The organism is Friedmanniella luteola (assembly GCF_900105065.1).
GTDB classification, from domain to species: domain Bacteria; phylum Actinomycetota; class Actinomycetes; order Propionibacteriales; family Propionibacteriaceae; genus Microlunatus; species Microlunatus luteolus.
Genome location: NZ_LT629749.1, coordinates 3268655 through 3288249, shown reverse-complemented (window position 1 = coordinate 3288249; position 19595 = coordinate 3268655). Strand labels below are relative to the sequence as shown.

Below are 19595 nucleotides of genomic sequence, written 5' to 3'. Positions count from 1 at the left end.
GCCATGTCGATGCCCCAGAACGCCGCGCCGCAGACCCACGCCGAGATCGTCGCGGCCCTCACCCGCCGCTGGCCCGAGCACCGGGTCGCGCCCAGCCTCGGCCGGGTGCAGGCGCTCACCGGCCTGCTCGGGGACCCGCAGCACGCCTTCCGGGTCATCCACGTCACCGGCACCAACGGCAAGGGCAGCACCACGGCGATGATCGAGTCGCTGCTCCGCGCCACCGGGCTGCGCACGGGCCGCTTCACCAGCCCGCACGTCACGGCCGTCAACGAGCGGATCGCCATCGACGGCGAGGCCATCTCCGACGAGCGGTTCGACGCCGTCTGGCGCGAGATCGAGCCGCTCGTCGCCCTGGTCGACGAGCAGCTCCTCGACGGCGTCCCCATGACCTTCTTCGAGATCATCACCTGCATGGCCTTCGCCGCGTTCGCCGACGCCCCCGTCGACGTCGCCGTCATCGAGGTGGGCCTCGGCGGCACCTGGGACGCCACCAACGTCGCCGACGGCGACGTCGCGGTGATCACCCCGATCGACCTCGACCACACCCGCCTGCTGGGCGAGACGGTGACCGAGATCGCGACCGAGAAGGCCGGCATCATCAAGCCCGGGGCCCAGGCGATCCTGGCCGGGCAGTCGCCCGACGCGGCCGCGGTCCTGCTGGCCCGCTGCGCCGAGGTGGGCGCCCTCGCCCAGCGCGAGGGGCTCGACTTCGGGGTGCTCGGCCGCCAGCTCGCCGTCGGCGGGCAGGTGGTGCGGCTGAACGGCGCCGAGGGACCCGTCGACGACGTCTTCCTCCCGCTGCACGGCGCCCACCAGGCGGCCAACGCCGCGCAGGCCCTCGCCGCCGTCGAGGCCTTCCTCGGCCTCAAGGCCGTGAACCCCGACGTCGTCCGCGAGGGCTTCGCGCAGGTCGTCGTCCCCGGCCGGCTCGAGGTCGTGCGCCGTGGTCCCGCCGTCGTGCTGGACGCGGCCCACAACCCGCACGGCGCCCGCGCCACCGCTGCCGCCCTCACCGAGGCGTTCGGCTTCAACCCGCTCGTCGGCGTGATCGCCGTGATGGCCGACAAGGACGTCCGCGGCCTGCTCGAGGTCTTCGAGGAGGTCATGAACGAGGTCGTCGTCACCACGGTCGCCTCGACCAGCCGCGGGATGCCGGCCGACGAGCTGGGCGAGGTCGCCGCCGAGGTGTTCGGGGCCGAGCGGGTCACCGTCGCGCCACGGCTCGACGACGCCCTCGAGGTGGCCCTGGGGCGCGCCGAGGGCGAGGGTGCCGGGACGCCCGGCGTCGTCGTCACCGGCTCGGTGGTGCTGGTGGGCGAGGCGCGCGCGCTGCTGGTCACCGATGCACCACCGACGGTGCCGACGCCGGCGTCCGACCTCGACGACGACTGGGACGACACGGCCGAGGACGACGAGGACGACGAGGGCGTGGACCCGTACGACGGCTTCCTCCCCGGGGCGGGCTCGCGGTGAGGCTCAGCCCGAAGAACCCGATGGGCGTGGTGCTGCTGTCCGTCCTCGTCTTCGAGTTCATCTTGTTCGGGCTGGCGGTCCCGGTGATGATCCTCATCTCCGACGTGCGGCCGCTGACCGCCGGCCTGTGCGCCGGCGGGGCCGCCCTGCTGGCCCTGGTCTCCGCCGGGCTGGTGCGCCGCCCGGCCGGCTACCCGCTGGGCTGGCTGACCCAGGTCGTCGGCCTCGCGCTGGGGCTGCTGACCCCGGCGATGTTCGTCGTCGGCGGGCTGTTCCTCGCCCTGTGGGTGATCACCTTCGTGCTGGGCCGGCGCCTCGACGAGCAGGGCCGGGCGCGCGCGGCCTGACCGTTCGACGGGATCCGGGCACGGAGTCGACCCGCGGCCCGTCCCGCTAGGGTGCAGCCCATGACTGCCGTCGCCGAGGTCCCCACCCAGCGCTCCTTCGTCCTGATCAAGCCCGACGCGGTCCGCCGCGGGCTGGTCGGGGCCGTGCTCAGCCGCTTCGAGGCGAAGGGGCTGTCCGTCGTCGCCCTCTCGATGCGCCAGGTCACCGAGGAGCTGGCCGACGAGCACTACGCCGAGCACCTCGACCGGCCGTTCTACCCGCCGCTGCGCCGCTTCATCACGTCCGGGCCGTCGGTGGCCCTGGTCCTCGAGGGCGACGAGGCGATCGAGGTCGTCCGCAGCCTCAACGGCGCCACCGACGGCCGCAAGGCCGCCCCCGGCACCATCCGTGGCGACCTCTCGCTGTCCAACCGCGAGAACCTCGTGCACGGCTCGGACTCCCCGGAGTCGGCGGCGCGCGAGATCGCGCTCTGGTTCCCCGAGCTCGGCTGACCCGGCACGACGGGTGAGCGCGCGGTGAGGGCCTCCGACCCGGTCGTCGTGGTCGGCGCCGGGCTGGCCGGGCTGGCCTGCGCGCAGCGGCTGGTCGAGGCCGGTGTGGACGTGCTGGTCCTCGAGGCCTCCGACGGGGTCGGCGGGCGGGTCCGCACCGACGTCGTCGACGGCTTCCGCTGCGACCGCGGCTTCCAGCTGCTGAACCCGGCCTACCCGGTGCTGCCGCGGGTGCTCGACGTCGCCGCGCTGGACCTCCGCACCTTCCGGGCCGGCGTGGTGGCGGCGACGACGCACGGCCCCGCCGTGCTGGCCGACCCGCGGCGGGAGCCGGGGCTCGCCTGGGCGACGCTCACCGCGCCGCTGGGCAGCCTCCTCGACAAGGTGCTGTTCGCCCGCTGGGCGGCGACGTCCCTGCTGCCCGTCCGGCGGCTGGTGCGCCGGCCGGACCTGACCCTGTCGGAGTCGCTCGACCGCGCCCGCGTCCACGGCCCGCTCCGCTCGGGCGTCGTCGAGCCGTTCCTGGCCGGGGTGCTGGCCGAGCGCGACGGCAGGACCTCGGCGAACTTCGTCGCCCTGCTGCTCCGCTCCTTCGTCCTGGGCTCCCCGGCCGTGCCGGCCCTCGGGATGGGCCGGCTGCCCGCCGCCGTCGCCGACCGGCTGCCGGCCGGCACCGTCCGGCTGGGCGAGGCGGTCCGGCAGGTCGACGCCCGTGCGGTGCACACCGACGCCGGCACGCTCGGCGCCCGCGCGGTCGTCGTGGCCACGGACCCGCCGACGGCCGAGCGGCTGACCGGCGTCCGTGCCCCGGCGATGAAGGCGCTGACCACCTTCTGGCACACCGCCCCCGAGCCGCCGACCGGCGCCCGGCTGCTGCACCTGGACGCCGAGCGTCGCGGCCCGGTGCTCAACACCGCGGTGATGACGAACGTCGCGCCCGCCTACGGACCGCCGGGCCGCCCCCTGGTGGCCACCACCGTGCTGGGCGACGACGGCTCGGCCGCGGCCGAGCGGGACGCCCGCCGGCACGCCGCGTTGATCTACGGGGTCGACGCCGCCCGCTGGGAGCTGGTGAGCACCTCGGTGGTGCCAGGCGCGCTCCCGGAGCAGCCGCCGCCGCTCGCCGTCCGGCGACCGGTGACCACCCCGGGCGGCGTGCACCTGGCCGGTGACCACCGCGACACGGCGTCGATCCAGGGGGCGCTGGTGTCCGGGCGGCGGGCCGCGACGGCCGTCCTGGCGGGTCTCGCCGAGCGCTGACGCCGAGGGCAGCGCCGCCCCGAGCCGGTAGGCTTCGAGCCCACCACGCCCCGCCCCGAGGACGGAAGGCCCTCCGTGACCCTCCTCATCGCCGTGCACTTCGGCGTGGGCCTGCTCGCCCCGCTGCTGCTCCGCCGGCTGCGGGGACGGGCCTTCTTCCTGCTCGCCCTCGCCCCGCTCGCCGCCTTCGTCTGGACCCTGGCCCAGGGCCCCGCCGTGCTGGCCGGGGAGGTGCTGACGGAGGGGTTCCGGTGGATCCCGGCGCTGGGCGTCGACGTCTCGTTCCGGGTGGGGCTGCTGCAGTGGGTGCTGGTGCTGGTGGTCAGCGGGATCGGTGCGCTGGTCCTCTTCTACTGCCGCTGGTACTTCGGCGACGAGGACCCGCCGACCCGCACCGGGGCGGTGCTCGTCGCCTTCGCCGGGGCCATGACGGGCCTGGTCACCTCCGACGACCTGATCGGGCTGTACGTCTTCTGGGAGCTGACGACGGTCTTCTCCTACCTGCTGGTGGGCCACAACCCGACGTTCGCGGCCAACCGGCGGGCCGCGCTCACCGCGCTGGTCGTCACCACCACCGGCGGCCTGGCCATGCTGGTGGGGATCGTGCTGCTGGCCGTGCGCTACGACAGCTACAGCCTCTCCCGGGTGCTCGAGGGCGCGGCGGCCTCGGGCGTCGACTCGCCCCTGGTCGTGGTGGCGGTCCTGCTGGTGCTGGTCGGGGCGCTCTCGAAGTCGGCGCTCGTGCCGTTCCACTTCTGGCTGCCCGGGGCGATGGCCGCCCCGACCCCGGTCAGCGCGTACCTGCACGCCGCGGCGATGGTCAAGGCGGGCGTCTACCTGGTCGCCGTGCTGGCGCCGGTGTTCGGGGGCACCCCCGGCTGGCGCCCCGTGCTGCTCACCCTGGGTGCGGCCACCATGCTGCTCGGCGGCTGGCGGGCGCTGCGCCAGTACGACGTCAAGGTGCTGCTGGCCTACGGCACCGTGAGCCAGCTCGGCTTCCTCGTCGTGCTGATGGGGATCGGCACCCGGGCGGCCGCTCTCGGCGGGCTGGCGCTGCTCGTCTCCCACGCCCTGTTCAAGGCCACCCTGTTCCTGGTCGTCGGCATCGTCGACCACAGCGCGGGCACCCGCGACCTGCGCAAGCTGGCCGGCGTCGGCCGGGCCATGCCCGTCGTCGCCGTCGCGGCCGCCGTGGCCGGCGCCTCGATGGCGGCCGTCCCGCCCACCCTCGGCTTCGTGGCCAAGGAGGCGGGGTTCGAGTCCCTGACCTACCTGGTCGCCCACGGTGACGGCGACGGCACCGGCTGGCCGGTGCTGCCGGCGGTGCTGCTGACCGCCGCGCTGACGGCCGGCTCCGCCCTGACCACCGCCTACACGCTCCGCTTCTGGTGGGGCACCTTCACCAGCACCGCGAAGCAGGCCTACGTCGACGCCGACGGCGCGGAGGAGGACGTCCGGCCGCACCACCCGGTGCCGCGGGGGTTCGCCGCCGCGCCCGTCCTGCTGGCCGCGCTCGGCCTCGCCGGCGGCTTCGTCGGGCCCCGGCTGACGGAGGCCTTCGGCGGCTACGTCGCGCAGTTCGCGGTGGGGGAGGAGAGCCACGGCCTCGCGCTGTGGCACGGGTTCAGCGTGCCGCTGCTGCTCTCGGCGCTGGCGCTGGCGGGCGGCGTGCTGCTGTTCTGGCAGCGGCACCTGATCGCCCGCGCGCAGTCGACGTTCCCGGCCGTGCTCGAGGCCGAGGAGGCCTACCAGAAGACGATGCGGGGCGTGGACCGGCTGGCCGTCGAGGTCACCGCCGTCACCCAGCGCGGCTCGCTGCCGATCTACCTCGGGGCCATCCTGCTGGTGGTGATCGCCCTCCCCGGCGGCGCGCTGCTGGTGCTCCGCGACTGGCCCGCCGGCGTGCGGGCCTTCGACACCCCCGCGCAGGTGCTGGTCGGCGTCATCATGGTGGTCGCCGCCTTCCTGGCCGCGACCTCCCGTGGCCGGCTGCGCGCGGTGCTGCTCGCCAGCGTCACCGGCTACGGGGTCGCGGTGCTGTTCCTGCTGCACGGGGCGCCGGACCTCGCGCTCACCCAGACCCTGGTCGAGACGGTCACCCTGGTCGTCTTCGCGCTCGTGCTGCGCAAGCTGCCCAAGTACTTCACCAGCCGGCCGCTGCAGGCCAGCCGCTGGTGGCGGCTCGTGGTCGCCGTCACCGCGGGTGCCGTGGTGTCGCTCATCGGGCTGGTGGCCGCCGGGGCGCGGGTCGCGACGCCGGTCTCGGCGGACTTCCCCGAGGCCGCGTCCACGTTCGGGTACGGCGACAACATCGTCAACATCACCCTCGTCGACATCCGCGCCTGGGACACCCTCGGCGAGATCGCCGTGCTGGTCGTGGCCGCGACGGGCGTGGCCAGTCTGATCTTCCTCCGCAGCCGCTACGCGGCGCTGCCCACCCGACCCGACGCCGGCCCCCGGCCGCGGGCGGGGACCGGCGGCGCGGGCCGGACCACCTGGCTGCGCGGCGGGGAGACCCTGTCGCCGCTGCGCCGTTCCATCATCTTCGAGGTGGTCACGCGGGTGCTGTTCCCGGTGATGGTCGTGGTCTCGGTCTACCTCCTGATCGCCGGCCACAACGCCCCGGGCGGCGGGTTCGCCGGCGGGCTGGTGGCGGGCATGGCCCTCGTCATCCGCTACCTCGCCGCCGGCAGCCGCGAGCTGGACGAGGCCGCCCCCGTCGACGCGGGCCGGGTGCTGGGAGCCGGCCTGGTGCTGGCCGGGCTGAGCGCCCTGGCCCCGCTGCCCTTCGGTGGCCGGATCCTGCAGAGCTACGACATCGGCGTCGACTTCGGCCGGCTGGCCGAGGTGGTCACGCCGCTCGGACCGTTGCCGCTGCTCGGCTCGCCGCACCTGGTCACCTCGGTGTTCTTCGACGTCGGCGTCTACCTCGTCGTCATCGGCGTGATGCTGGACCTGGCCCGCAGCCTCGGCTCCGGCATCGACCAGCACGAGGCCGAGGACCGCGCCCCGGTGCCGCAGGCGGGGCTGCACGCGCGGGCGGCGACGTCGGCGCGCCCGGTGCCCGCCGCGGCCGGGCGGGAGATCGTCCGATGAGCCCCAACCTCACCCTCGTGCTGATCTCCGGCGTCCTCGTGGCCGCCGGGGTCTACCTGCTGCTGGAGCGCTCCCTGACCCGCATCCTCATCGGCGTCCTGCTGGCGTCCAACGGCGTCAACGCGATGTTCCTCGTGGCCAGCGGGGCCGCCGGCGGCGCCCCGATCATCGGCGTCACCGACCCGGCGCAGATGAGCGACCCGCTGCCGCAGGCCATGGTGCTGACGGCCATCGTCATCACCCTCGGCGTCACCGCCTACCTGCTGGCGCTGGCGTACCGCAGCTTCCAGCTGAACGGCCACGACGAGGTCGCCGACGACGTCGAGGACGCCGCGATCCGCCGGCTGGCCGAGGCCGACCTGGCGTCGGACTCCTACGACGAGGACGACGACGGCCACCCGGACGAGGTCGGCCAGGGCACGGGCGACGAGGAGGGCGAGCGGGTCCCCGCGCCCGACCCCGAGGCCGAGGACGCCCCGGAGGTGGAGCGCGGCGACGAGGCCGGGGCGGTCGCCCGCGGCGAGCCCGACGCCGCCGCCGACCTCAGCCGACCTGCGGGGGAGGCCCGATGAACAACCTCGTGCCCCTGCCGGTGCTGCTGCCGATCCTCGGCGCCGGCCTCGCGCTGGCCCTCAACCGGCGTCCGCGCGCCCAGCGCCTGGTCTCGACCGTCGTCATGGTGGCGGTGGTCGCGGTGTCCGGCACGCTGATGCACCTCACCGACCGGCTCGGGCCGATCGTGCTCTGGGTGGGCGCCTGGCCGCAGCCCCTGGGCATCGCCCTCGTCGCCGACCGGCTGTCCGCCCTGATGCTCGTGGTCAGCTCGGTGGTCACGCTCCTGGTGCTGCTGTTTTCGATGGGCGCCGACGAGGAGGAGCGCAAGCGCGAGACACCGGTCTCGATCTTCCACCCGACGCTGCTCGTGCTGTCCGCCGGCGTCTCCAACGCCTTCCTGGCCGGCGACCTGTTCAACCTGTTCGTCGGCTTCGAGATGCTGCTGTTCGCCTCCTACGTGCTGCTGACCCTCGGCGGCACGGGGGAGCGGGTCCGCGCCGGCAGCACCTACGTCGTGGTGAGCCTGCTGTCCTCGACGCTGTTCCTCGTCGCGCTGGCGGCCGTCTACGCCGCCACCGGCACCGTCAACATCGCGCAGCTCGCGCTCCGGCTGCCGGCGCTGCCGGACGGCGTCCAGCTGGTCCTGCAGCTGCTGCTGCTCACCGTCTTCGCGATCAAGGCGGCCGTCTTCCCGATGTCGGCCTGGCTGCCGGACTCCTACCCCACGGCCCCGGCGCCCGTCACCGCCGTCTTCGCGGGCCTGCTCACCAAGGTCGGCGTCTACGCCATCATCCGCACCCAGACCGTGCTGTTCCCCGACAGCCACCTGACCGGCCTGCTGCTGTGGGCGGCCCTGGCCACCATGGTCGTCGGCATCCTCGGCGCCATCGCCCAGTCCGAGATCAAGCGGATGCTCTCGTTCACCCTGGTCAGCCACATCGGCTACATGGTCTTCGGGATCGGCCTGGCCAGCGTCTCCGGCTACGCGGGGGCCATCTTCTACACCGCCCACCACATCACCATCCAGACGACGCTGTTCCTCGTCACCGGGCTGATCGAGACCCGCGGCGGCAGCACGTCGCTCAACCGGCTGGGCGGGCTGGCCGCGGCCTCGCCCGTGCTGGGTGTCCTGTTCTTCGTCCCGGCCATGAACCTCGCCGGCATCCCGCCGCTGTCCGGCTTCGTCGGGAAGGTGGGGCTGCTGGAGGCCGGGGTGCAGGCCGGCGGCTTCCTGCCGCTGCTGCTGGTGGGCGGCTCGGTGCTGACCAGCCTGCTGACCCTCTACGCCATGGCCAAGGTGTGGAACCGCGCCTTCTGGCGGCCCCGCACGGCCGAGCCGGACGCCCTCGAGCTGGTGGCCGGCGAGGCGGACGGCGGCGGGGTCGTCGCCCCCGGCACGGGCGCGCGGCTGGCCGCCGCCGGCGAGCGGACCCGGACGCGACTGCCGCGGCCGATGGTGGCCACGGCGGTCGTCGTGGTGCTGCTCGGGGTCGGCCTCACCGTCGTCGCCGGCCCGCTCTACGGGTACGCGGAGCGCTCGGCCACCGACATCGTCGACGGCCTCACCTACGTGCGCGCGGTGCTGCCGGAGGGGGTCCGGTGAGCACCGAGCAGGCGGAGGCGGCGGGCCGGACGCCGCCGACGGCACGCCCCCGGCGACGCGTGAACCCGGTCAACGTCGCCGTGCTGACGGTGGTGTGGGTGCTGCTGTGGGACGAGGTCTCCCTGTTCCTCGTCCTCACCGGGGTGCTGGTGGCCGTGCTGGTCGGCCTGGTCTTCCCGCTGCCGCCGATCGACCTGCACGGCCGCTTCCGCCCCGCGCGGGGTCTCCGGCTGCTGGTCCGGCTGCTGGTCGACGCGTTCCGGGCCAGCGTCGACGTCGTCGCCCTGGCCTTCCGCTCCGGCACCGTGCCCCGCAGCTCGATCGTCCGTGTGCAGCTGCGCAGCCGCTCCGACCTCTACCTGACCCAGACCGCCGAGCTGGTCTCGCTGGTGCCGGGCACCCTCGTCCTGGAGGTCCACCGGGCCAGCAGCACCCTCTACCTGCACGTGCTGGGCGCCACCGACGACGCGGCGATCGAGACGGCCGTCCGGGCCGTCCTGGACGCCGAGGCCCGGGTGCTGCGGACCTTCGGCTCCGCCGAGGAGGTCGCCGCCCTCGAGGAGGGCCGGCCGCAGCCGGGCCTGCCCACGCGTGCGGGAGAGGGGTCCTGATGGTCGACCAGGTGGTGGTGGTCATGGTCGCGGCCGGGGCGCTGATGCTGGCGGTGGCCGCGGTGCTGACGGTGGCCCGGATGTCCCGCGGTCCGAGCAGCCTCGACCGGGTGGTGGCCGCGGACGTGCTGATCGCCGTGGTCATCGCCGCGCTGGCGCTGGAGGCGGTCCTCAACGACCACAGCACGACCCTCCCGGTGATGCTGGTGCTCTCCCTGCTCGGCTTCGCCGGCTCGGTGAGCATCGCCCGCTTCGTCGCCGACCGGGACAAGGCGACGCGCTGGGACGTGGAGAGCCAGCAGCCGCCCGCGGACCCGGGGACCGGCGCGGAGGAGGGGCGGTGACCGCCGCGGTCCTCGACGTCGTCGGCGCCGGCTGCGTGCTGCTCGGCGCGTTCCTCTGCCTCACCGCGGCCGTGGGCCTGGCCCGGTTCCCCGACGTGCTGAGCCGGATGCACGCGGCCACCAAGCCGCAGACGCTGGGGCTGATCCTCGTCGCGACCGGAGTCGAGCTGTCCCTGCGCAGCTGGGCGGCGTTCGGCACCGTCGTGCTGATCGCCGCGCTGCAGCTGACCACCGCCCCGGTGGCCGCGCACCTGGTGAGCCGCACCGTCTACCGCAGCAACCAGGTCCGCCGGGACCTGCTGGACCGCGACGACCTCGCCGAGGACCTGGCCCGGGCCGGCTTCACGCTGGGTCCCGCGCCCGAGGAGGGACGCGACGGCCCCGCCGACGGCCGTTAGCCTGGACGCACCATGACTGCCCCAGCACCGGAGACGCCCGCACCGGACACCTCGGCCCCGGAATCCCTGTTCCCCCGGCTGGAGCCGCTGCTGGCCCGGGTGAGCAAGCCGATCCAGTACGTGGGCGGCGAGCTGAACAGCGTCACCAAGGACTGGGACGCCACCGAGGTCCGCTGGTGCCTCAGCTACCCCGACGCCTACGAGGTCGGCCTGCCCAACCAGGGCGTCGCGATCCTCTACGAGGTGCTGAACGAGCGCGACTGGATCCTCGCCGAGCGCACCTACGCGGTGTGGGCAGACCTGGAGCAGCTGATGCGCGAGCACGGGGTGCCGCAGTTCACGCTGGACAGCCACCGCCCGGTCGGCGCCTTCGACGTCTTCGGGCTCAGCTTCGCCACCGAGCTGGGCTACACCAACATGCTGACCGCGCTGGACCTGGCGGGCATCCCGTTGCACGCCCGCGACCGGCGCGAGCACGACCCGGTCGTGCTGGCCGGCGGGCACGCCGCCTTCAACCCCGAGCCGATCGCCGACTTCATCGACGCCGCCGTCCTCGGCGACGGCGAGGAGATCGCCCTCAAGATCTCCGAGGTGGTGCGGGAGTGGAAGGTCGAGGGGCGGCCGGGGGGCCGCGACGGGCTGCTGATGCGGCTCGCCGCCGGCGGCGCGGTCTACGTGCCCAAGTTCTACGACGTCGACTTCCTCCCCGACGGCCGGATCCAGCGGGTCGCGCCCAACCGCAGCGGCGTCCCCTTCCGGATCACCAAGCACACGGTGATGGACCTGGACGCCTGGCCGTACCCCAAGAAGCCGCTGGTGCCGCTGGCGGAGACCGTCCACGAGCGGTACTCGGTCGAGATCTTCCGCGGCTGCACCCGCGGCTGCCGCTTCTGCCAGGCCGGGATGATCACCCGCCCGGTCCGGGAGCGCAGCATCGACACCATCGGCGCCATGGTGCAGGGCGGGATCGAGGCGACCGGGCTGGAGGAGGTCGGCCTGCTCAGCCTGTCCAGCGCCGACCACTCCGAGATCGCCGAGGTCACCAAGCAGCTCGCCGACCGCTACGAGGGCACCAACGTGTCGCTGTCGCTGCCCAGCACCCGCGTCGACGCGTTCAACATCGACCTGGCGAACGAGCTCTCCCGCAACGGCCGGCGCTCGGGGCTCACCTTCGCGCCCGAGGGCGGCTCCCAGCGGCTGCGGCAGGTGATCAACAAGATGGTCACCGACGACGACCTGATCCGCACCGTCGCGGCCGCGTACGCCAACGGCTGGCGGCAGGTGAAGCTCTACTTCATGTGCGGCCTGCCGACCGAGACCGACGAGGACGTGCTGGCCATCGCCGACCTCACCAAGCGGGTGATCGACACCGGCCGGCGGGTCAGCGGCCGGCGCGACATCCGCTGCACCGTCTCCATCGGCGGGTTCGTGCCCAAGCCGCACACCCCGTTCCAGTGGGCCGCGCAGTGCGACGCCGACGTCGTCGACGCCCGCCTCACCAAGCTGCGCCAGGCCGTCCAGCGGGACAAGCAGTACGCCAAGGCCATCGGTTTCCGCTACCACGACGGCAAGCCGGGCATCGTCGAGGGCCTGCTGAGCCGGGGCGACCGCCGCGTCGGCCGGGTCATCGAGGCCGTCTGGCGCGACGGCGGCCGCTTCGACGGCTGGAGCGAGCACTTCTCCTACGAGCGCTGGATGCGCTGCGCCGCGGAGGCGCTCGCGCCCTACGGCGTCGACGTCGACTGGTACACCACCCGCGAGCGGGACTACGCCGAGGTGCTGCCCTGGGACCACCTCGACTCGGGCCTGGACCGCGACTGGCTCTGGGAGGACTGGCAGGACGCCCTCGACGAGGTGGAGGTGGAGGACTGCCGCTGGACCCCCTGCTTCGACTGCGGGGTCTGCCCGCAGATGGACACCTCGATCCAGGTCGGCCCCACCGGCAAGACCCTGCTGCCGATCGCCGCGGTGACCTCCCGCCTGAGCTGACGCAGCCGGTGGCTGCGGGCGGACGGCAGCCAGGTCGCCCGGCCGGGGCTGTCGCCACCCCGCAGATGCGTCGTCCCGCCGTTGGCCGGGAATGACGGTGCGGCCGGGCCGCCCGCGTGCCTAGGGTGGCGGCATGACCTGGTCGGAGATCACCACCGTCGACGAGCTCACCGGCCTGCTGGGCGAGCCGACCGCGCGGGCGCGGGACAAGGGCCGGACCGCCCTGCACGAGCTGGACCGGCAGTGGCTGGCCGCGTCGCCGTTCTGCCTGCTGGCCACGGCCGACGCCGAGGGGCGCTGCGACGTCTCGCCCAAGGGCGACCCGGCGGGCGGCCTCGTCCACGTCCTCGACGACCACACGCTGGCCATCGCCGAGCGGCCGGGCAACCGGCGGGTCGACGGCTTCCGGAACGTGCTCGCCAACCCGCACGTCGGGCTGATCTTCCTCATCCCCGGTCGCGGGGACACGCTCCGGGTGAACGGGCGGGCCCGCCTGGTGTCCGACGCGCCGTTCTTCGACACGCTGGTGGTGAAGGGCCACCGGCCCCTGGTCGCGCTGGTCGTGGAGGTGGAGGAGGTCTTCCACCACTGCTCCAAGGCCTTCCTGCGCTCCCGGCTGTGGGACCCGCAGAGCTGGGACGACCCGGTCCCGCCGCGGCCGGTCATCGCCCAGGCCCTGGAGGCGCGGGAGGAGACGTTGGAGGCCCTGACCGCCTACTACGGGCCCGCGTACGCGGAGAAGCTCTACCGCTGAGCCCAGCGCCGCGACGGCAGCGCCGAGCAGGCCCGGACGGTCCGGGCGGCGAGGCGGAGGCCGCCGTCGCGCACCCGGACCGGGCCGACCCGGGCGGCCCTCAGCCCGCCTGACCGCTGGCGGCGATGTAGGTCCCCACCCGGTCAGCGGGGTTGAGCAGCACGGCCGGGGCCAGGCAGCGCTCCGGGACGGCGAACCGGTCGCGGATCCGGGCGTCGCCGTCGGTGTCGTAGGCGACCGGCCCGACGGTGTCGACGACCTTCCCGTTGCAGACCAGGCTGGCCGAGATCGTCGTGACCGGGTTGGCGCCGGTGCTGGTCAGCACCAGGTCCCGGACGCGGACCTCGACCCGGCCGTTGGCCTTGACCTTGACGCTGCTGCGGCTGACCGACCAGTCGGCCCCGCCCGGCGCGACGCCCGCCAGGTCGGCGTCGGTGGTGAGGCTGCCGATGAGCTGGGCCGAGAGCAGGGTGCCCCGGGCGTGGGTCTGCCGGTAGTGGTGCCCGTCGTCGGCGACGGCAGGCGCCGCGCCCGCCACCAGGATCAGGGCGGCGGCGCCGATGGCGAGACGGCGGTGGGTGGTGGTGGGCATGACGACCTCCTGGTCGACCGGTCACCCGACGGCGCCGGTCCTCGTGGATGGGTGGGCCCGTCCGTCACGACCGCCCTAGAGGACCGGTGCAGGCCGACGACGCCGTGGCTCCACCCCGGGAGACGACGTCGCGGGGCCGCCGGTTCGACCGTCGGCTCCACCCGGTCGGCCGGACCCGGGCCAGTAGGGTGGTCGGCCATGGCGACACGGACCCAGCCGGAGCAGCAGGCACCGCCGGTGCAGCGGCTGCGCGTCCGCTACGCCAAGCGCGGCCGGGCCCGCTTCACGAGCCACCGCGACTTCGGCCGGGCCTTCGAGCGGGCGCTCCGCCGCGCCGGCGTGCCGATGGCCTACTCCTCGGGCTTCAGCCCGCACCCGCGGATCGCCTACGCCAACGCCTCGCCGACCGGCGCGGCCAGCGAGGCCGAGTACCTGGAGATCGGGCTCTCCGCCACCTGCGACCCCGCGAAGGTCCGCGACGCGCTCGACGCCGCCCTGCCGCCGGGCCTGGACGTCGTCGAGGTGGTGCCCGCCACGCCCGGCGCGCTGGCGGACCTGCTGACGGGCTCGCTCTGGGCCCTCGACCTGGCGGGTGTTCCGGAGCCGGTGCTCGACGCGGCCGTCGCGCGGTTCCTCGCCGCGGACGAGGTGCAGGTCCAGCGGATGACGAAGAACGGGCTGCGGCACTTCGACGCCCGCGCCGCCGTCGTCACGCTGGTCCCGGCGGCGGGGGAGGAGCCCGTCGGCCCGCCCGCCGTCGGCAGCCGTCGACTGCTCGTGACCCTCGAGCACACCGTCCCTGCCGTGCGTCCCGACGACGTGCTGGCCGCCCTGGTAGCTCTCGCGCCCGAGGCCGCACCGACCGCTCCCGCGGTGCTGACCCGGCTGCGGCAGGGCGTGCTCGACCGTGGGACCGGGCTGGTCGTCGAGCCCTGAGGGGCGCACCGGTCGCGTCGGCTCGCCGGGAGGTGCGGTGAGGTGTGGGATACTCGGTCACGACCGGGCACTCCGAGCTGACCCAGCGAGGGTCCCGGCCTCGACGAGTCCGTGGTGGGGTGACAGGCCACCACGCTGGTGAGGACCTCAGGTCTCCACCGCGACAAGCCGGTCCGAGCGTGTGACGACGGCCGTGCCTGACCGCGGGAGTCCCGGCTCACCACGTCGGTCCCCGTCAGCTTCCGCAGCCCGGCCTCCGGCCGGAGCGGCGAACGAGAAGTGCGCCCCCCGCGCACCAGAGGAGTCCGGATGCTCGACCACGAGCCCGACACGCACGAGCCCACCGAGGGCACCACCCCGACCACCGAGCAGCCCGCCGCTGCCCGGCCGCGCCGCCGCCGGGCCGCCAGCCGACCGGCCGGACCGCCGGCCGGCGCCGCCGCCCCGGCCGTCGTCAGCGAGACCACCCCGGTCAGCGAGACCCCGGTCCCCGAGGCCGCACCGGCCCCCGAGGCCACCCCGGTCACGGCCGAGTCGTCCACCGAGGTCCCCGCGGGGACCGACGCGCCGCTGCCGGCCAAGAAGACCCCGCGGAAGGCCGCCGCCAAGCGCCCCGCCAAGAAGGCGGCGGCCAAGCCGGCCGCGACGGACGACGCCCCCACCGCCGAGCCGGTGGCCGAGACGGTCGCCGAGCTGCCGGTCGCCGAGACCCCGACCGCCGCGGACCTGCCGTCCGAGTCGCCGGTCGAGGCCACGCCCGAGGCGCCCGTCGCCCGCAAGCGCGCCCCGCGCAAGCGCGCCACCAAGAAGGCCACGGCGCCCGCCGCCGAGTCCTCCGCCGACGACCTGGTCGCCGAGGCGGCGGTCCCCGAGGCCCCCGCCGTCGTCGAGGCCCCCGCTGCCGAGACGCCTCTGGTCGACGAGGAGCCCGCGCCCGCGCTGCCGCCCGAGCCGGTCGAGGAGCCCACCACCGGCGCCTGGGCCGGCGAGGAGGCCGCGTCCGAGGTGCCCGCCGCCCTCCAGCAGCTGGCCGAGGCGATCGCCCGTGACGGCCAGCCGGCCGACGCCCCCGAGCAGGCGCTCGAGGAGACCCCGGCGCCCGACCTGGCCGCGCTGGAGGAGTCCCCGCTCGACGTCCTCGAGGACACCGTCGACGACACCCAGGTGCAGGCCGACGACACCGCCCCGGCCGACCCCGACCAGCACGTCCCGCCGTCCGACGCCGAGCAGGCGGACCCGGAGACGGCCGAGGACGACGAGGACGGCGACGAGGACGAGAGCCGTGACGGTGACGGCTCCCGTCGTCGTCGCCGCCGCCGCGGTGGCCGCCGCCGGCGTCGCACCGGTGGCGACGAGGACAGCGCCGAGGGCGAGGACGACGCCCCCGAGGCGCCGACCACCGCTGTCGACGAGACCGTCCCGGCCGCCGAGGGCACGTCCGAGGCATCCGCCGACGGCGAGTCCGACGACGAGGACAGCAGTGACGCCGAGGAGAGCGACGGCTCGCGCCGCCGCCGTCGGCGTCGGCGTCGTCGCGGCGAGGACACCGGCAGCTCCGCCGACGACCCGGGTGAGGTCGTCGTCCGCGTGCGGGAGCCGCGCAAGAACACCAGGTCCGCGAGCTCGGAGGTCACGGGCATCGAGGGCTCGACCCGGATGGAGGCCAAGCGCCAGCGCCGCCGGGACGGTCGCGACGCCGGCCGTCGCCGCGCGCCGATCCTGTCCGAGGCCGAGTTCCTGGCCCGGCGCGAGTCGGTCAGCCGGAAGATGATCGTCCGGCAGGCCGACGACCTCTCCCAGATCGCGGTGATCGAGGACGACATCCTCGTCGAGCACTACGTCGACCGGGACTCCGCGGCGTCGCTGATCGGGAACGTCTACCTCGGCCGCGTGCAGAACGTGCTGCCGTCGATGGAGGCCGCCTTCATCGACATCGGGCGCGGCCGCAACGCCGTGCTCTACGCCGGCGAGGTCGACTGGGACTCCTTCGGCGCCGAGGGCCAGGGCCGCAAGGTCGAGCGGGTGCTCAAGTCGGGCCAGACGATCCTGGTGCAGGTCACCAAGGACCCCGTCGGGGCGAAGGGCGCGCGGCTCACCAACCACGTCTCCATCCCCGGCCGCTACATCGTCTACGCGCCCAGCGGTCACCTCTCCGGCATCTCCCGCAAGCTGCCCGACACCGAGCGGCGCCGGCTCAAGGAGATCCTGGCCGACCTCATCGGCGAGGCGAGCGTCATCGTGCGCACGGCCGCCGAGGGGGCGAGCGAGGAGGAGCTGGTCCGCGACGTCAACCGGCTCAAGGCGCAGTGGGCGGACATCGAGAAGAAGGTCAGCTCCGGGCAGTCGCCGCAGCAGCTCTACGGCGAGCCCGACCTCACCGTCCGGATCGTCCGCGACCTGTTCACCGAGGACTTCTCCGAGCTGATCATCCAGGGCAACGGCGGGCCGAACGACGCCTCCGTGGCGGTCGAGTCCTACGTGACGCACGTGGCCCCGCACCTCCAGGAGCGGATCAGCACCTGGGACCCCGAGACCCAGGGCGACCTGTTCGCCGCGTTCCGGCTGGACGAGCAGATCGCCAAGGGCCTGGAGCGCAAGGTGTTCCTGCCCTCGGGCGGCTCGCTGGTCATCGACCGCACCGAGGCGATGACCGTCATCGACGTCAACACCGGCAAGTTCACCGGCAGCGGCGGCAACCTCGAGGCCACCGTCACCAGCAACAACCTGGAGGCGGCCGAGGAGATCGTCCGCCAGCTCCGGCTGCGCGACATCGGCGGCATCATCGTCATCGACTTCATCGACATGGTGCTGCCCGCCAACCGCGAGCTGCTGCTCCGCCGGCTGGTGGAGTGCCTGGGCCGCGACCGCACCCGGCACCAGGTCGCCGAGGTCACCAGCCTCGGCCTCGTGCAGATGACCCGCAAGAAGATCGGCACCGGCCTGGCCGAGGCCTTCACGAGCGAGTGCCCGCACTGCCACGGCCGAGGCGTCGAGATCCACGACCTGCCGGTCGAGTCCCAGCGCCAGGCCGACGGCGGTACCCGCGACTCCGGCCGGGGTGACGCCAACCGCGGTGACTCCGGTCGCGGCGGCCGCCGCGGCGGCGGCAACCAGGGTGGCGGCTCGGGCGGCGGGAACGGCGGGCGCGGCGAGAGCAGCGGCCGCGGTGACGGCGGCGGGCGCGGTGAGAACGGCGGCCGCGGCGACGGTGGCCAGCGCCAGCCGCGACCGAGCGCTCCGTCCGTGCCGGCGCCGGTGGCCGCGGTCTCGGCCGACGAGGTCGCCGAGGTGACGTCAGCCCCGGCGGCCGAGGCCCCGGTCGAGGCCTTCGTGCCCGACGCCGCGACGACCGACACCGCGACCAGCGACACGGCGACGACCGGCACCGCGACGACCGACGCCCCGGCGACGGCGGCTCCGGAGCCGACCAGCGAGCCGGCCCCCGCGGCCGAGCCCGAGGAGCGGCCGCGCGGCCGGCGCGGGGGCACCCGCCGTCGCGCGGTGCGCGAGCAGGGCGCGCCGAGCGTCTCCGCCACCCCGGCGCCGGCGGCCACCGTGGCCGACCCGCAGGCGGCCCCGGCCGCCGACCCGCAGGGCGAGCCCGTCCCGTCCAGCTGAGGCACGCCCAGGACGCCGCACCCACCCGGGTGCGGCGTCCTGCGCGTTCCCGGCAGGAGGACATACTGGCCGCCATGAGCGTGGACTCCCCGGCCCGGACCCCGCTCGTCGTCGCCGTCATCGGAGCCGGCCCGTCCGGCATCTACGCCGCCGAGGCGCTGACGGCGCAGTCCGCGGTGCCCGTCGAGGTGGTGGTGCTCGACCGGCTCCCGGTGCCCTTCGGGCTGGTGCGCTACGGCGTCGCCCCGGACCACCACAGCATCCGCTCCATCCGGAACACCCTCGAGCGGACGCTGGAGCGGCCGGGCGTCGCGTTCTACGGGGACGTCACCATCGGCCGCGACGTCACCGTCGAGGAGCTCCGCGGCGCGGTCGACGTGGTCCTGTACGCCTACGGCGCCGGGTCCGACCGCCGGCTGGGCATCCCCGGTGAGGACCTCCCCGGCAGCCTCGGCGCCCCCGAGTTCGTCAACTGGTACTGCGGCCACCCCGACGTGCACCCGGACGCCCACACCGAGGCCGACCCCGGCGGGACCGCCGACGCCGACCCCGGCGCGCAGATCGCCCGCCTGGTCCGGGAGTCCCGGACGGCCGTCGTCGTCGGCGTCGGGAACGTGGCGCTGGACGTCGCGCGGGTCCTGGTGAAGTCCGCCGACGAGCTGGCCGACACCGACATGGCGGAGGAGGTGCTGGCCTCGCTGGCCGGCAAGCGGGTCGACACCGTGCACGTCCTCGGCCGGCGCGGCCCCGCCTACACCGCCTTCACCACCAAGGAGCTGCGCGAGCTCGGCCAGCTGCCGGACCTGGACCTGGTGGTCAGCGCCGAGGACCTGGAGTTCGACGCGTCCAGCCTCGCCGTCGTCGGCCAGGACAAGGTGGCGGCCCGGAACGTGGCCGTGATGCGGGAGTGGGCGGCGCGGCCGCCCACCGGGGCGTCGCGGCGGATCGTCCTGCACTTCTGGACCCGGCCCACCCGCGTCCTCGGTGAGGACCACGTCACCGGCGTCGAGCTCGAGCGGACGGTGATCGGCTCCGACGGCTACGTCGACGGCACCGGCGAGCTCAGCACCGTCGAGGCCGACCTGGTGGTCCGCTCGGTCGGCTACCGGGGCGTCGCGCTGCCCGGGGTCCCCTACGACGCCAGCACCGGCCGGGTGCCGCACGCCGAGGGCCGGGTCATCCGGGACGACGGCTTCTCACCGGACGAGTACGTGACCGGCTGGATCAAGCGCGGACCGACCGGGGTGATCGGCACCAACAAGTCCGACGCCGTCGAGACCGTGGCCTCGCTGCTGACCGACGTCGACGCCGGCCGGGTGGTGCCGCGGGGCCGCTCGGGCGCGCTCGACCGGCTGCTCGTCGGACGGGGCCTGCACGCCCTGGACCTGCCGGCCTGGCACCGGATCGACGCCGCCGAGGTGGCGCTGGGCACCAGCCACGGCCGGCTGCGCACGACGCTGGCCCACCGCGTCGAGCTGCTGGCGGCCGCCCGGCATCCCGGCGACGACCCAGCCTGACGGGGAG

The 19595-nt window shown here is 74.9% G+C and carries 16 protein-coding genes; 15 read left to right on the top strand and 1 reads right to left on the bottom strand.

The features are described from left to right. Positions 1-3 precede the first annotated feature (3 nt). The 12 genes from BLT72_RS15490 (at position 4) to BLT72_RS15435 (ending at position 12925) form a co-directional block, all read left to right on the top strand. Positions 4-1476 carry a bifunctional folylpolyglutamate synthase/dihydrofolate synthase gene (locus BLT72_RS15490; protein ID WP_091413950.1) on the top strand — a complete coding sequence of 491 codons (1473 nt, stop codon included), beginning with the start codon at positions 4-6 and terminating at the stop codon, positions 1474-1476. Then, positions 1473-1823: a DUF4233 domain-containing protein gene (locus tag BLT72_RS15485; RefSeq protein ID WP_231930085.1), complete on the top strand. Its 351-nt coding sequence runs from the start codon at positions 1473-1475 to the stop codon at positions 1821-1823. Before BLT72_RS15490 ends, BLT72_RS15485 begins: the two co-directional genes overlap by 4 nt. A 60-nt stretch (positions 1824-1883) precedes the next feature. After that, positions 1884-2315 (top strand): nucleoside-diphosphate kinase, encoded by a 432-nt coding sequence (ndk, locus tag BLT72_RS15480; protein WP_091413948.1) that lies wholly within the window; start codon positions 1884-1886, stop codon positions 2313-2315. Positions 2316-2339: 24 nt separating this feature from the next. Next, complete coding sequence (locus BLT72_RS15475) at positions 2340-3575, top strand: NAD(P)/FAD-dependent oxidoreductase (protein WP_091413947.1); 1236 nt, start codon at positions 2340-2342, stop codon at positions 3573-3575. Between the two features lie 75 nt (positions 3576-3650). Next, a complete protein-coding gene (locus BLT72_RS15470; protein WP_091413946.1) occupies positions 3651-6671 on the top strand; it encodes a Na+/H+ antiporter subunit A in 3021 nt (1006 codons plus the stop codon). Next, complete coding sequence (locus tag BLT72_RS15465; RefSeq protein ID WP_091413945.1) at positions 6668-7243, top strand: Na(+)/H(+) antiporter subunit C; 576 nt, start codon at positions 6668-6670, stop codon at positions 7241-7243. Before BLT72_RS15470 ends, BLT72_RS15465 begins: the two co-directional genes overlap by 4 nt. Beyond that, positions 7240-8829 (top strand): Na+/H+ antiporter subunit D, encoded by a 1590-nt coding sequence (locus BLT72_RS15460; RefSeq protein ID WP_091413944.1) that lies wholly within the window; start codon positions 7240-7242, stop codon positions 8827-8829. Before BLT72_RS15465 ends, BLT72_RS15460 begins: the two co-directional genes overlap by 4 nt. Then, complete coding sequence (locus BLT72_RS15455; RefSeq protein WP_091413943.1) at positions 8826-9440, top strand: Na+/H+ antiporter subunit E; 615 nt, start codon at positions 8826-8828, stop codon at positions 9438-9440. Before BLT72_RS15460 ends, BLT72_RS15455 begins: the two co-directional genes overlap by 4 nt. Continuing rightward, a complete protein-coding gene (locus BLT72_RS15450) occupies positions 9440-9784 on the top strand; it encodes an MrpF/PhaF family protein (protein ID WP_091413942.1) in 345 nt (114 codons plus the stop codon). The genes BLT72_RS15455 and BLT72_RS15450 overlap by 1 nt, the downstream gene beginning before the upstream one ends. Next, positions 9781-10182: a monovalent cation/H(+) antiporter subunit G gene (mnhG, locus tag BLT72_RS15445; RefSeq protein WP_091413941.1), complete on the top strand. Its 402-nt coding sequence runs from the start codon at positions 9781-9783 to the stop codon at positions 10180-10182. Before BLT72_RS15450 ends, mnhG begins: the two co-directional genes overlap by 4 nt. Before the next feature lie 12 nt (positions 10183-10194). Further along, positions 10195-12171 carry a TIGR03960 family B12-binding radical SAM protein gene (locus BLT72_RS15440; protein WP_091413940.1) on the top strand — a complete coding sequence of 659 codons (1977 nt, stop codon included), beginning with the start codon at positions 10195-10197 and terminating at the stop codon, positions 12169-12171. A gap of 133 nt (positions 12172-12304) precedes the next feature. Continuing rightward, on the top strand, positions 12305-12925 hold the full coding sequence (locus BLT72_RS15435; protein ID WP_091413939.1) for an MSMEG_1061 family FMN-dependent PPOX-type flavoprotein: 621 nt from the start codon (positions 12305-12307) through the stop codon (positions 12923-12925). A gap of 100 nt (positions 12926-13025) precedes the next feature. Here the strand turns inward: BLT72_RS15435 and BLT72_RS15430 are convergent, their stop codons facing one another. After that, entirely contained in the window at positions 13026-13517 is a 492-nt protein-coding gene (locus BLT72_RS15430) for a hypothetical protein (RefSeq protein ID WP_091413938.1), read from the bottom strand. A gap of 198 nt (positions 13518-13715) precedes the next feature. On the opposite strand from BLT72_RS15430, the gene BLT72_RS15425 reads away from it, so the two are divergent. The 3 genes from BLT72_RS15425 to BLT72_RS15415 all read left to right on the top strand — a co-directional run bounded on the left by BLT72_RS15425 (position 13716) and on the right by BLT72_RS15415 (position 19588). Then, positions 13716-14453: a TIGR03936 family radical SAM-associated protein gene (locus tag BLT72_RS15425; protein WP_091413937.1), complete on the top strand. Its 738-nt coding sequence runs from the start codon at positions 13716-13718 to the stop codon at positions 14451-14453. A gap of 309 nt (positions 14454-14762) precedes the next feature. After that, the gene (locus tag BLT72_RS15420) at positions 14763-18071 is read left to right on the top strand and encodes an Rne/Rng family ribonuclease (protein ID WP_091413936.1); all 3309 of its coding nucleotides are present in this window, start codon (positions 14763-14765) and stop codon (positions 18069-18071) included. Between the two features lie 74 nt (positions 18072-18145). Further along, positions 18146-19588: an FAD-dependent oxidoreductase gene (locus BLT72_RS15415; protein WP_091413935.1), complete on the top strand. Its 1443-nt coding sequence runs from the start codon at positions 18146-18148 to the stop codon at positions 19586-19588. The last annotated feature ends 7 nt before the right edge of the window (positions 19589-19595 follow it).